Here is a 14,564-nt window from a genome sequence, read left to right as displayed (position 1 = left end):
AATTTATGATATGGCACACCCTCCTCCCACGGATTATTTTCCGATCTCTGATAAATAACGTTCGGCCTCAATAGCTGCCTTACAACCACTTCCCGCAGCGGTAATAGCTTGACGATAATGGGGATCAGCGACATCTCCGGCGGCAAATACACCCGGAACTTTCGTGCGGGGAGTTCCCGGAACCGTCACGATATAACCAACCTCATCCGTATCTACCCATGGCTTGAAGATGTCCGAATTGGGTTTATGACCAATCGCCAAGAAGAAACCATCGATGGCGATATCCACTTTCTCCTCATCCGGCTCTCCCATACGTTTTACCAAATGAGTACCCTCCACGCCATTCTCTCCAAACAAACCTAAGGTATTATGCTCGAAAAGTACCGTGATATTCGGAGTTTTGAAGACACGTTCTTGCATTACTTTTGAAGCACGCAAATAGGGTTTACGCACGATCAAGTAAACCTGCTTCGCCAAACCAGCCAAGTAAATCGCTTCCTCACAGGCCGTATCTCCACCACCCACTACCGCTACCGTCTTTTTACGATAGAAGAAACCATCGCAAGTAGCACAAGCGGATACACCCATACCCGCATACTTATGTTCATCCGGAAGACCCAGATACTTCGCGGAAGCACCCGTAGCGATAATCAAAGTCTCCGTCTCGATCACTTTCTCGCCATCAATCGTAATTTTATAAGGAGCCTCACCCAAATCAGCGGCGGTAGCGATACCGAAACGGATATCCGCACCAAAACGGACGGCTTGTTTTTTTAAATCTTCCATTAACTCAGGACCGGTTATACCGTCCGGATATCCCGGGAAATTCTCCACCTCCGTAGTTGTCGTTAATTGTCCCCCCGGCTGTATTCCTTCATAAAGCACCGGAGATAAATTTGCACGGGAAGCATAAATCGCTGCCGTATAACCTGCTGGACCCGAGCCTATAATAAGGCAACGTACTTTCTCATTCACTGAATCGCTCATAGTATCTAAGTATTAATTATCAATTTTCAATTCTCTATTATCGAAGGTCTATCACCTCTACGTCCGGATAATCCCCTTCGTTAAAAACAAAAAAACGATCTGGTTGGTTTATACCTGTTTTCAATTGGCTGATCTGGATCGTACTGCTAACGCCGTTTTTAGAAGTAACCGTGATACGAGCCGGGAAATTTGAATATTTCTCGATTTGCAACTCCACTTTCACGATATCCCCTTTTTTCTTCGGTGTCAATTCCACATCGTAAGCGGCATTTCCGTTCGGTGCCGTACTCTCGCCTTTATAAGCCGCCGTGAATCCCTTCTTATAACTATTTAATAAAAGAGCGGGATTTGTAAATTGCAACTCCTCTCCCGTAGGATTCGTCACGTTCACCTCATCGTTCCGTTCCACATACGTCCATTGCGTCGTACCATTAAACCAAGTAAGCGCCTCCGGCGTAACTAATGTAAACTTATCACCTTTCATCTGGATGGTTCCCTCAAAACTCTCTCCCGCATTCTGACCGGCAGAACGGGTAAACATCGTAAAAGAAGCACTTATCCCATTTGAATTCTCATAAGCAGCGGCCGCCTTCCTCAAGATATCATTCGCGTTCTGGGCATGTGCCCCCAATCCTAGTCCCAACAGGAAACACAAGAATAATCCGACAAACGCACTACACCGCCACACTCTTATTTTATGTTCTCTTCTCATATTTATTTCAAAGCATTTAATACTTGCTCCAACGAATACTCATCTTGCACCAATACTTGACGGGCCTTACTTCCCTCAAACGGGCCAACAATACCGGCAGCCTCCAATTGATCCATCAAACGTCCGGCACGATTATAACCGATAGCGAATTTACGCTGGATCAAAGAAGTAGAACCTTGTTGCTGAATCACGATCAAGCGAGCCGCCTCATCAAATAAGGGGTCTCGATCTGATAAATCGACAGCTCCCGAAGTCGATGCCTCCCCCCCTTCCGGTACATAGTCCGGAAGCAGATAAGCGGTTTGAAAGCCAGCCTGCTCACCGATATAATCCACGATATCCTCCACCTCGGGCGTATCTACAAAAGCGCATTGCACACGAACCGGCTCTTGTCCCGCCACGACAATCAACATATCGCCCCGTCCGATCAAACGGTTAGCGCCCGGAGCATCCAGAATCGTACGTGAATCGATCATAGAAGCAACCTTAAAGGCAATACGGCTCGGAAAGTTACTCTTGATCGTACCGGTAATCACCTTTGTATCCGGGCGTTGCGTAGCCAAGATCATATGGATACCTACCGCACGGGCCTTCGCCGCAATACGAGAGATAGGCAACTCGATCTCACGTCCGGCCACTGCGATCAAGTCGGCAAACTCATCCACCACTGCCACGATATAGGGTAAGAAGCGATGTCCCTTCTGCGGGTTCAACCGCCGTTCGATAAACTTAGCGTTGTATTCCTTTATATTACGAACATTCGCGTTCACCAGTAAACGGTACCGGTCTTCCATCTCGATCACCAACGAGTTCAATGTAGCGACAGCGTCAGCTGGCTCCGTAACGATCGGCTTCTCCGCATTCGGAAGTTTCGCCAGATAATGACGTTCTATCTTGGAATAGATACTAAACTCAACCATTTTCGGGTCTACCATCACGAATTTCAACTCCGATGGATGCTTCTTATATAATAAGGAAGTGATGATCGCATTTAGACCGACAGACTTACCTTGCCCCGTAGCACCGGCTACCAATAGATGCGGTGTCTTACAAAGATCGAACATGAACACCTCGTTCGTAATCGTCTTACCCATCGCCACAGGCAACTCATACTTACCCTCAACGAATCGGCGTGAAGCGATAACAGATTGCATCGATACCGTCTGAGGATTCTTATTCGGCACCTCGATACCGATCGTTCCCTTTCCGGGCATCGGAGCGATAATACGGATCTGCAAAGCGGATAAACTCAAGGCGATATCATCCTCCAAGTTCTTGATCTTAGAAATACGGACACCCGCCTCGGGTACAATCTCATAAAGCGTAACCGTAGGTCCGACTGTTGCCTTGATCGAGGCGATCTTGATATTGAAATCTTCCAAGGCTTGCTTGATCAAGCGTTGGTTTTCTGCCAATTCGTCCCGATTGATCTCCATGCTCCCACTATCATACGCTTTCAGTAAGTCCAAGGTAGGAAATACATAACGGGAAAGATCCAAACGGGGATCATACGTACCCAAGGCCGAAGCATCGTAGGTTTCATCATTACCGGCGGCAACCTCCACCGTGAATCCAGCATCCTCCCCATCCTCTGATTCCGGGGTATTTATCTCATCTGTCTTTTCGCATATAGGATCGTCGTCACCTTTAGCGATCGTAACTACTAAATCATCACCAGCGACCTCTTCCTCCTGATATTCCGGTTCTGTTTTACGGTTTTCTTTCCCTTCGGCCTCCAACAATTCAGCCTCCGTATCAAACTCTTCGTAATCATCCATTTCGGGTTGTTCATCCGGTTGCTCTACGACAGGCTTAGAGCGAGGAGTTACAACATCCTCTTTTTGCGTCTGCTCCACTTCTACCTCATCCTCTTTCTTCTCACGTTTCAAACGGTTCCTTACCCAGCCCAAAGAGAATACGCGCTGTAAGAACGGGATTGTCTTCTTACTGGTAAAAATTGCGATGATTAAGAATGAGCCTAATAAAAGCAAGATCGTTCCGGGAATTCCGATATTGGTAATAAACATCTCCGAGATGTAATATCCGTGTTGACCGCCTAGATAAATAAACGTATCCTCATATCCCTTGATAAATATGAAAGCAAAAAACACAGATCCCCAGATCAACGCCGAAGCACTGAACAAGAAACGTCTCAACAAGGATACTTTATTTAAATTCATGAGTTTCGCCCCAACCGATCCCAAGAAAAAGAGGATCATAAAAGAAGAGATACCGAACCAACGGTTCATCAATAGATCAGACAAATACGCCCCGCGTACGCCCGTCCAATTCTCTACCGATCCTCGATTGGTCAACAAATCCCCTAAAGGAACATTCTCTATTTTACTTTGATCGGCGGCTCCTGTAAAGAAAAACGAAATCAAGGCAAGCCCTACGTAAATGGTTAGTATAGAGATAATCAAACCTGTAATGAAACGGGTCCGTTCATTTGTAAAAAAAGTCTTCAAGGCTGCGAACCAGCTCGGCTCTGTATGATTTTGCTTCGTTGTTGTTGTCTTCTTTGCCATAAATAGTTTCTCAATAATTCTTTTATAACACGCAAATGTACATAGAAAAATCGAGTCTGACGAACCTTTGAAAAAAAGACGTACGTGTTTTCTGAAAAACATGTACATGTTTTCGCGGAAACACGTACATGTTTTTGGGGATAGATTTTAACGGCATTAAATAGATCTGTGCATCTCATGTCCTTCTACATAGATCGCACTATAAGGACGAGATGGACAAAGGTACTCGCAAGCACCACAACCAATACAAGTTTCCGTATTGATCACCGGGATCTTTAACGACTTCGGATCTGCAGGATCTTTCGCCACCATCTGGATCGATTTTGTCGGGCAATGGCGTTCACAATTACCACAACTCATACCGTCCGTATTGACAATACAAAGATCTTTTACCCATACGGCATGACCGATCTGTATAGCAGATTTGTCTTCTTTCGTAATCGGTTTGATCGCTCCCGTCGGGCAAACCTCCGAACATTTCACACATTCCGGACGGCAATACCCTCTATCGAAAGCCATCTCCGGCTGCATCAGTTTCATCAGATCCGTAGACGGACGCAAGACATGATTCTCGCAGACAGATACACAAAGCTGGCACCCCGTGCAATGTTGGGCCAGATTCCCAATACTCAAAGCTCCGGGAGGAACCAATGGTGCCAAACGATTCGGCTCTTTACGTTCTTTAATCGGCGCAAAGCCTCCGTCTTTCTTCATCTCCACATAATCCTCCAGCTTTTTCTGCTGAGCATGCAAAACAGAAGACATGGCTACCAATGCCGTAGCTGACAAGGCTCGACGGCGGGAAACATCCGTAGTGTCCTTCGTTGAGGATTCTTTTACCGAAGTAGCTTTATCAGCCTTGTGTGCCCTCGTATACGAAATCGCGCCTTGACGGCAATTATCCAAACAGTCCATACAAGTCACGCAACGGCTATAATCGATCGCATGATTCTTAGAGTCGATGCAAGAAGCCTTGCATTTACGTGCGCATAATCCGCAACCATTACATTTATCGGTATCAATACGAGGTTTAAGTAAAGCATACTTCGACAAAAAACCGAGAACCGTACCTACCGGACAGATCGTATTACAATATGTACGTCCATTTCTCCAAGCTAAAATCGCCAATATGACAAAGCTCAGAATAGCGATTCCCATCGTAGCCAGGCTACGCACCCATACGTCCACCGAATAGAATGCGTAACTATCCATACGTTCTGCGAAATAGGCCAATAGATTGTTGCCCTCTTGATAGATTGGCGCAAATAAATTAGAAGCGATACGCCCATAAGCGCTATAAGGCGAAATCAACGCTACCAAGGAACCGATACCAGCGATACAAGCCAATATAAAAATAACCAAGGTACCATAACGTACCCACTTCAATGCGGGAGAATAGGAAAAGCGGTATTTCTTCCGTTTACTAGCAAACCACGAAATGATATCTTGCAATACCCCTAAAGGGCAGATAACGGAGCAATATACACGCCCCAATAAAAGAGTCAAGATTATCAACCCTACCACAACACCGACATTCAAAGCCAACAACGCAGGCCAAAACTGTATCTTTGCCAACCATCCGAACCAAGCGTGAATCGTACCCGTGAAATCAAGAAATAACAGGGTTATCAGCACAAAGCAAAAGGTGGCGGCGAATATTCTTATTTTTCGTAACATAATTTTCCGTTTGTTTAAAGGTTAACCATTCACTTTCAACTCTTCCACGAATTTATCGATACGCTGCATCTCTTTGGGGATATCGATACCCTGCGGACAATGAGGATTACATTGCTCACACCCTGTACAATGGTTCGCTTGACGCAACTTTGGGACACTCCGGTCATAACCGACTAAGAAGGCACGACGAGCTTTCGCGTAATTTTCGTCTTGTGCGCTTTTCGGAACATTCCCTTCGTTCACACATTTATTATAATGTAAGAGAATACCCGGAATATCCAACGCATATGGACAAGGCATACAATATTTGCAATCATTGCAAGGTATTGTCGGATATTTCATCATAAGCTGGGCCGTCTCTTCCAAAAAGTCTTTCTCCTCGTCCGTTACCGGGATAAGCGGGGAATAGGTACGGATATTATCTTGCAAATGCTCCATATAAGTCATGCCGCTTAGCACCGTCAAGACCCCATCCGGAGAGCCGGCGAAACGAAAAGCCCATGAAGCCACGCTATTCTCAGGCCGTTGCTGTTTCAAACGAGCAACGATATGATCCGGAACATTCGATAAGCGACCTCCTAATAGCGGTTCCATGATAATCGCCGGAACACCTCGCTTCTCTAATTCGCCATACAGATAATCAGCGTTTACGTTACGCCCCGAGGCATGTTTCCAGTCCAGATAATTCAGCTGTATCTGAACGAAATCCCATTTCACGCCCATATCCAACACATAATCAAACACTTTTACATCCCCATGAAAAGACCAACCTAGGTTACGGATACGTCCCGCTTCCCGTTCTTTCACCAAGAAATCAAGCATTCCATTATTTATATAGCGGTCATTGAAAAGCTCGATACCATTCCCCCCACCGATAGAGTGAAGCAAATAATAATCCAGATAATCGGTTTGCAAATCACGGAACGACTGCCGATACATCGCCAACGAGTTTTCTCTCGTATAGTTCTGGAAGTTTGACAGTTTAGTGGCCAAATAATAGGAGTTCCTAGGATGGCGTGCCAATGCGATACCGGTCGCTTTCTCGGACATACCTTGTACATAAACAGGAGAAGTATCAAAGTAATTCACCCCATGCTCTATCGCATAATCCACTAAACGATTCACGGCTTCTTGATCAATCTGGTCTTTACCGTCCGATCCTTGTTTCAAGGGCCAACGCATACAACCATATCCTAAAATAGAAACCTTATCGCCATTCGTAGGATGTTGGCGATAGGTCATTTTATCGGTAGGAACCTCACCTAACGCCACAGCCGCCCCCGGCTCATTCTTGGGAGCGCAACCGTAAAGCGCCGCCGAAGAGGCGACAGCCCCACCCCCAAATACCTTCAAGAATTTACGGCGATTCATCTCTTGAGGGTTCTCATTCTTTCCACATGAACTCATAACTCGATCGGTTTTTTATCCTATTAGTATATCCAACATTAGTCTATCATTAACATTCCTTCTATTATTTCGACAAAAATAGTAAAACAGGTAATAATAGAGAACAATCCCCGACTAAAAAGAATAATCGGGGATTTATCACGAATAAAGCAGGTATTTTAAATAAGACTATAAAGTCTCTTGCTTCAATTGCTCCACGTATTGATCGATCTTTCGCATTTGCTCCGGTATCTTAATGCCTTGCGGACATTTCGGTACGCATTTATCGCATCCTATACAGTGTCCGGCTTGACGAAGTTTAGGAACCTTACGATCATAACCGACTAAGAACGCCCGGCGAGCCTCCCGATAATTCGCATCCTGTGAACTCTTCGCAACCAGCTCGTCATTCACGCAACGGTTATAATGAGCGAACGTTCCCGGAATATCCAAGCCATACGGACAAGGCATACAATACTGACATTCCGTACAAGGTACGAAATCCGAATGTAGCATCCTCTCCGTCACCTCTTCCAAAGCCTTATTTTCTTGTTCCGTAATCGGTTCCAAAGGCGAGAAGGTTCGGATGTTCTCTTGTAAATGCTCCATATACACCATACCACTCAGCACGGTCAGTACTCCTTTTGGAGAGCCCGCATACCGAAAAGCCCACGAGGCCGGGCTGTCATCCGGACGCATCTGTTTCAATTTAGCCAACGAAAGGGCATTCAGCCGAGATAAACGCCCGCCTAAAAGAGGCTCCATGATAACGACGGGAATATTACGCTTCTCCAATTCCCCATACAAATACTCCGCATTCACGTTCCAACCAGAAGCATTTTTCCAATCCACGTAATTCAACTGGATCTGAACGAAGTCCCAAGGGATATCCAAGGATAACAAATAATCGAAGACCTTGACGTCTCCATGAAACGACCAGCCCAAATTGCGGATACGACCGGCTTTCCGCTCCTTTAACAAGAAATCCAAGACACCGTTATCGTAAAGGCGCTTCCTCAAATCGTCCATGCCCCCCAGACCTACACCATGAATCAGATAATAATCGATATAATCCACTCGCAGATTCTTTAGCGACTGTTCGAACAAGCCCTTGGAGCCCTCAAGAGTACGCCATTCCGGTACAGGACGATGGGTTGAAAGCTTCGTGGCGATAAAATATTTATCCCGGGAATGGCGACTAAGAGCTAGCCCTGTTGCCTGTTCGGAAAGACCGCGCACGTAAACCTGTGCCACATCAAAGTAGTTCACGCCATGAGCAATCGCATAATCCACCAATGCATTCACCGCTTCTTAATCGATCTCTTCCCCCGATCCATCCGCTTTCTGACGCAACGGCCAGCGCATACATCCATATCCTAACAAGGAGACCTTATCGCCCGTATGCGGATTCGTCCGGTATGTCATCTTATCTGTCGGGACTTCACCCAAATAGCTTCCGGTCTGCGACACACCTTGCCGCTTAGGATCTCCACCACATCCATATAAAAGCCCTGTCGAGGCAGCGGCCGTACCGGTGCTCAATACTTTTAAGAAATTCCTGCGATCTATATTATTATTACTCATTACCATACATTTTTTGAGATTATTAAACCGTACGATGTCTCTCATGTCCCTCAACATAGATTGCGCTTAACGGACGAGACGGACAATAATATTCACATGCGCCACAACCGATACAAAGTTCCGTATCGATAACCGGTACTTTCAATGATTTAGGATCATTGGGGTCTTTCGCCACCATCTGAATAGCTTTCGTCGGACAATGCCGCTCACAGTTGCCACAATTTACCTCATCGGTATTCACCACACAATTTTCCTTGATCCATACCGCATGTCCAATCTGCGTGGCGGATTTGTCCGCTTTCGTAATCAATTGGATCGCACCGGTCGGACAAACCTCGGAGCATTTCGTACATTCCGGACGACAATATCCTCGCTCATACGACATTTCCGGTTGCATAAACTTCTTTAGATCTGTAGAAGGACGCAAAACTTGATTCGAACATACCGAGACACAGAGTTGACAAGCCGTACAATGTCCGGTGAAGTTTCGTAAACTCAAAGCCCCGGGCGGAACTATCGGGGTCATACGATCCGGGGTTAACTTATCCGCAATATCCGCCAACCCTCCATCCGCATTTACCCCCGACTGGGCTTTCAATACCGATGTCGCCAGCAATCCCGTAAAAGTTAAGAAATTACGGCGGGTGTTTTCTTCAGGTCGATCAGCCTCTCTCTCCGATTCTGTTTTTCGTTTACGAGGCACATATGTCAAAGCTCCTCTTTTACATTTATCGATGCAGTCCAAGCAAGTAACGCAACGACTATAATCAATCGAATGATTTTTCGAATCTATACAGGCAGCCTTGCAATTACGGGCACATAAGCCACATCCGTTGCATTTCTCTACATCGATCACCGGTCTTAAAAAAGAAAAACGGGTGACAAATCCCAAGACCGTACCCACCGGACAGATCGTATTACAATACGTACGTCCATTACGCCAAGCCAATAGGAAAAGAACCACAAACGTAACGAGCGCTACCCCAAACGTAGCCACACTTTTTATCCACACATCTACAGAATAAAAGACATAACTATCCGCACGCTCCACCCAATAAGCCAAGAGATTATTTCCCCATTGATATAAAGGAGCAAAAAGATTCGAGGCTATTCGTCCATAGGCTCCATACGGATCTAATAGAGCCACCAGAGAACCGATACCCGCTAAAAAAGCGATAATAAAAATTCCTAACATTCCATAACGTAACCATGAGACTGCCGGGGAATAAGAGAAACGATTCTTTTTGCGTTTTCCGGCTATCCAAGAAACAACATCTTGAAATACTCCTAACGGACAAATAACCGAACAATAGACACGTCCAAAGAGTAAGGTTAATACCAATAATACCGATACAACCCCAACATTCACCGCCAATAAGGCCGGCAGGAATTGCATTTTTGCTATCCATCCCAACCAGCAATGCGTTACCCCCGTAAAGTCAAGGAACAAAAGAGTGGTCATAGTAAAGATAATGACAGCGAGTGTTAATCTAATTTTACGTAACATATAAGATCATTTTTCTGTTTACATAAATAATACGTTCGTTTTTATCACAAAAAAAGCAAATTAACATAAACGATGTTTTGAACTCAAGAGCAAAAAGAATATTCGGGGCTTTATCACGAAAAAAACGGATTTTTGTTGTATTTTTGCGAATTGTTATCAAGAATGATTAGACGAACAGGCACATGGAAAAAGAAGAAAATCCGATATACGAGCGCAACACGCTAGAATTTGTTACGGTAGCACTGGAATATTGTACCTTTGTTGAGGCCGCCGGAAATACCGGGCTTTTCGACTTCGTAGATAAGGCGACAAAACTTTTGCCTCTTTTATATTTAAAGGCCAGCCTGTTGCCCGAAGTGGAATCTGAAGAGGAAACCGAGCTTGAGCTTTCCGTTTCAGAAGACATGTACGAGTCGGTTCGTTCACGGATAGCCGGTTTGCTTGGCGAACGAGATTCCTATCTGGAAACATTTCATGCGGATATGCGGTATAGCGATACTCCTATCGCAGCGTTTATTTCCGAGAATTTGGCAGATGTCTATCAAGATACAGGAAATTTTGTATCTTTATTCCGTCAAGGAAACGAGGAAGTTATGCAAGAGGCTATCGCTTTGTGCCGCACGAACTTCCAAGAATACTGGGGACAGCAATTATTGAATGCCTTGAAAGCGTTGCACGCTATGCGTTACAGTGGTGATGAGGATTTGGAAAAGAATGAAGAGGAAGAATGATACAACAATTTATACATACAATTACTAAAGAGGAAATAGCGAAACTTACCGTAGAGGAATTCAAGGGACGTATCATTACGATCCTTAGTAAAGAGGAGGCAGACAAGGCCGTAGAGTACTTGCTGCGTTTTCCGATTGTCGGTTTTGATACGGAGACCCGTCCCAGCTTTAAGAAAGGACAGCGTTACAAGATCTCATTGATGCAGATATCAACGGATGATACTTGTTTCTTGTTCCGCTTGAATCATATCGGTATACCGGAATCTCTGGAGAAATTCCTGAAAAGCAGTTCGACCTTAAAGATCGGGTTATCTTTACGGGATGATTTCGGGGCGATACGGAAGCGTTCGGATATAGAACCCGCCAATTTCCTTGATTTACAGAATTACGTAGGCCAGTTCGGCATTGAGGATGCCAGCCTGCAAAAGATATATGCGATACTTTTCCAAAAAAAAATATCAAAAGGACAACGCCTCACGAATTGGGAGGCGGATGTATTGACAGACTCACAAAAGAAATATGCGGCCCTCGATGCTTGGGCTTGCCTAAGAATATATAATTTATTGAATCAAGCATAAATGAAGTATTGTAAAGTTTTTCTCAAGCCTAAGAAAGAAGAATCGCTATTGCGTTTCCATCCATGGGTATTTTCCGGGGCGATCCAATCTGTTGAAGGCGACCCGGAAGAGGGTGACTTGGTAGAGGTATACGGAGCGAACCAGCGTTTTTTGGCAATCGGCCATTACCAAATCGGCAGTATCGCCGTACGTGTGTTATCTTTCACCCCAATCGCCATCGACGATGCTTTTTGGATCGAACGTATCCGTATTGCTTACGAACTCAGAAAGACCTTGCGGCTGGCTGGGGTAGAAAATAATAATACGTTCCGCCTGATTCACGGCGAAGGCGATAATTTACCGGGATTGGTGATCGATATGTATGCGCATACGGCGGTTATGCAAGCACATTCGGTAGGAATGCATTATGCCCGTCATCAGATCGCGGAGGCTTTGAAAGCGGTATTGGGCGATACTTTACAAAACATCTACTATAAATCGGAAGCGACTTTACCTTATAAAGCGAATTTAGGTAGCGAAGATGGTTACTTATTCGGAGGCGAAGTGGAAGATATCGCTATAGAAAACGGACTGAAATTCTGTGTAGACTGGCAGAAAGGCCAAAAGACAGGTTTCTTCGTGGATCAACGGGAGAATCGCTCTTTGTTGGAGCATTACGCAAAGGATCGCTCCGTATTGAATATGTTCTGTTATACGGGCGGTTTCTCTTTCTATGCGATGAGAGGAGGCGCTAAGGTAGTTCATTCCGTAGACAGTTCGGCGAAAGCGATTTCTTTGACGAAAAAGAATGTCGAGTTGAATTTCCCGGGAGATCCCCGTCATGAGGCATATGCGGAAGATGCGTTTAAGTATTTGGAAAAAATGGGAAGTAATTATGATTTAATCATATTGGACCCTCCTGCGTTCGCTAAACATAAGAATGTACTACGTAACGCCTTACAAGGGTATCGCAAATTAAATGCGATCGCTTTCGAGAAGATCAAGCCGGGAGGAATCTTGTTTACTTTCTCTTGTTCTCAAGTAGTTAGTAAAGAGAATTTCCGTTTAGCCGTATTTAGTGCTGCCGCCCAATCCGGCCGTAGTGTCCGAATCTTACATCAATTAACCCAACCCGCAGATCATCCGGTGAATATCTACCATCCGGAAGGGGAATATCTGAAAGGTTTAGTATTGTATGTAGAATAAGATATGCTCTTTGGGTGAAAACAAAGAATTAGTTTTCACCCAAAATTCAAGTTAATACCCCGGATTCTGTGTCAAGTTCGGATTCAAGGAACGGACTTTATCGGGAATGGGGAAAACAGTGGTATAGCCATTCGATTCATGGGGCAATTGAGGGCGATCCGTATAAGGGCGGGTAAACTTTCCAAAACGCACCAAATCCTGCCTCCTCCAGCCTTCCCAAGCCAATTCCAGTTGACGCTCAGCCAAAATATTTTCTAATGTCGCCTTACGAGGTAACATTCCCACACGGAAACGAACGGCATTCAACTCTTCATCCCCATTCTCTCCATTACGAACTTTCGCTTCCGATCTCATTAACAAGACATCCGCATAACGGAATAATACGATATCATTATCCGATAGCTTTCCATCTTTCGTCCCCATCTTATCGATCTCGTATTTCTTCATGCGGGCACCCGCCGTTTTCTCGGCAGGCAACCTAGACAAATCCAACCTAACCTCTAGAGGTAAATACACCAAAGGAGTCCCATTATCTAACCGAATCGTATCACCATTGAGGTCAAACATCGTATCGGCGTAATAATTCTCATAAAATCGGGTATCGACCGAGTCCGTCCCATACGCAAATACCCGAAGGGTCTCTATCGTAGCGCAAGAGCCGTTCTCTCCCCCCAATCCATATGCTTTGGCATGATTATAGTGACGGGAGCGGAAAAGATATTGCATTTGGTTCGTATATAAGTTCTTATCCATCGGAATCGTGAAAATATTCTCTCCTGACGATTCATTAAATACAGAAAAATTATCCGCATAGTTCGGAGATAAGCTATAGTTTAAGTCTGTTATTGAATCACAGTACGCCACAACCGTTTGCCAAGCGTTCAACTTCCTCTCGCCTACTCTAAAATAGATTTCCCGTCCATTCGGACGCAGACCATCTGTCCAGTCGTTATCCGTAAACACTTCTGCGTTTAAGGCCAACTTCGCCAATAAGAAATAAACAACCGGTCTCGTAATTCTTCCATAATAATCGCCGGGCGAATTACTATGCGCCGTACTCAATAACAAAAGGGATTCTTGTAATTCTTTTACAACAAAATCAAAGACCTCTTTCCGGTCACTCTGCCGCACGTCTTTCACCGGAATGGAAGAAGAAACGATAAGAGGGACACGGCCAAACATATCGACTAAATAATAATAATACATCGCACGAAAAGCACGAACCTCCGCCTCATACCGATCTAAATCGTTATAATCCGTTTTTTGCCGCAACTCGCCTAATATCTCTAAAGATTGATTGCTTAATACGATTACTTTATACAGATATTCCCAAGTAGCTTGGATAGCGTCACTATTCGTTCCCCACTTATGCAAGAAGAGACCTTGCCAGAAACCGCCGTCATACCAGTCGCCGCCACGAGTCGGGAGCATGGCCTCGTCAGTCGTAAAGGTATTCAAGTCGTAGACACCCCGGTACGTTCCCTGCAATCCTTGGCTATCGCTATAACCTCCGATATAATTATATAAGGAAGCAACCGTATTCAGATAGACATTCTGAGGGGTATCGTACGCATCCTCCGGATAAAGCTGATCACGAGGGTCCTCTTTCAGATAGCCATCGCACGACGATAACATCAAACCCGCAAATATATAGGATAAAATAGAAAGCTTTCTCATACGAACACCTTT

At 44.9% G+C, this 14,564-nt stretch carries 10 protein-coding genes and 1 pseudogene; 3 read left to right on the top strand and 8 right to left on the bottom strand.

What is annotated here, in order from left to right; all coding sequences use genetic code 11:
* Positions 1-33: 33 nt before the first annotated feature.
* The 7 genes and pseudogenes from trxB to CI959_RS14045 all read right to left on the bottom strand — a co-directional run bounded on the left by trxB (position 34) and on the right by CI959_RS14045 (position 10,381).
* Positions 34-987 carry a thioredoxin-disulfide reductase gene (gene trxB, locus CI959_RS14075; RefSeq protein WP_036631132.1) on the bottom strand — a complete coding sequence of 318 codons (954 nt, stop codon included), beginning with the start codon at positions 985-987 and terminating at the stop codon, positions 34-36.
* 37 nt (positions 988-1,024) lie between these two features.
* Entirely contained in the window at positions 1,025-1,699 is a 675-nt protein-coding gene (locus CI959_RS14070) for a LolA-like putative outer membrane lipoprotein chaperone (RefSeq protein WP_057317720.1), read from the bottom strand.
* A 2-nt stretch (positions 1,700-1,701) separates the two neighbouring features.
* Entirely contained in the window at positions 1,702-4,227 is a 2,526-nt protein-coding gene (locus CI959_RS14065) for a DNA translocase FtsK (protein ID WP_057317719.1), read from the bottom strand.
* Positions 4,228-4,383: 156 nt separating this feature from the next.
* Entirely contained in the window at positions 4,384-5,904 is a 1,521-nt protein-coding gene (locus CI959_RS14060; RefSeq protein ID WP_005855429.1) for a 4Fe-4S binding protein, read from the bottom strand.
* A gap of 21 nt (positions 5,905-5,925) precedes the next feature.
* The gene (locus CI959_RS14055; RefSeq protein ID WP_008780876.1) at positions 5,926-7,311 is read right to left on the bottom strand and encodes an aldo/keto reductase; all 1,386 of its coding nucleotides are present in this window, start codon (positions 7,309-7,311) and stop codon (positions 5,926-5,928) included.
* Between the two features lie 168 nt (positions 7,312-7,479).
* A pseudogene (locus tag CI959_RS14050) lies at positions 7,480-8,874 on the bottom strand (aldo/keto reductase).
* A 22-nt stretch (positions 8,875-8,896) separates the two neighbouring features.
* Positions 8,897-10,381: a 4Fe-4S binding protein gene (locus tag CI959_RS14045; RefSeq protein ID WP_036643638.1), complete on the bottom strand. Its 1,485-nt coding sequence runs from the start codon at positions 10,379-10,381 to the stop codon at positions 8,897-8,899.
* 182 nt (positions 10,382-10,563) lie between these two features.
* Between CI959_RS14045 and CI959_RS14040 the strand changes: the two genes are divergently transcribed.
* From CI959_RS14040 to CI959_RS14030, 3 genes are read left to right on the top strand one after another with little or no spacing between them, the layout of a single operon-like run.
* The gene (locus tag CI959_RS14040; protein WP_036633050.1) at positions 10,564-11,112 is read left to right on the top strand and encodes a DUF5063 domain-containing protein; all 549 of its coding nucleotides are present in this window, start codon (positions 10,564-10,566) and stop codon (positions 11,110-11,112) included.
* The gene (locus CI959_RS14035) at positions 11,109-11,690 is read left to right on the top strand and encodes a 3'-5' exonuclease (protein ID WP_009276254.1); all 582 of its coding nucleotides are present in this window, start codon (positions 11,109-11,111) and stop codon (positions 11,688-11,690) included. The genes CI959_RS14040 and CI959_RS14035 overlap by 4 nt, the downstream gene beginning before the upstream one ends.
* Positions 11,691-12,875, top strand: a complete 1,185-nt coding sequence (locus CI959_RS14030) for a class I SAM-dependent rRNA methyltransferase (protein ID WP_005855414.1) — start codon at positions 11,691-11,693, stop codon at positions 12,873-12,875.
* A 51-nt stretch (positions 12,876-12,926) separates the two neighbouring features.
* Here CI959_RS14030 and CI959_RS14025 read toward each other — a convergent pair whose 3' ends face one another.
* A complete protein-coding gene (locus CI959_RS14025; RefSeq protein WP_009276253.1) occupies positions 12,927-14,552 on the bottom strand; it encodes a RagB/SusD family nutrient uptake outer membrane protein in 1,626 nt (541 codons plus the stop codon).
* Between the last annotated feature and the right edge of the window lie 12 nt (positions 14,553-14,564).

Source organism: Parabacteroides sp. AT13 (assembly GCF_002272965.1).
Lineage (GTDB): Bacteria > Bacteroidota > Bacteroidia > Bacteroidales > Tannerellaceae > Parabacteroides > Parabacteroides distasonis.
The sequence above is the reverse complement of the archived record's forward strand: the minus strand, read 5'-3'. Positions and strand labels throughout refer to the sequence as shown.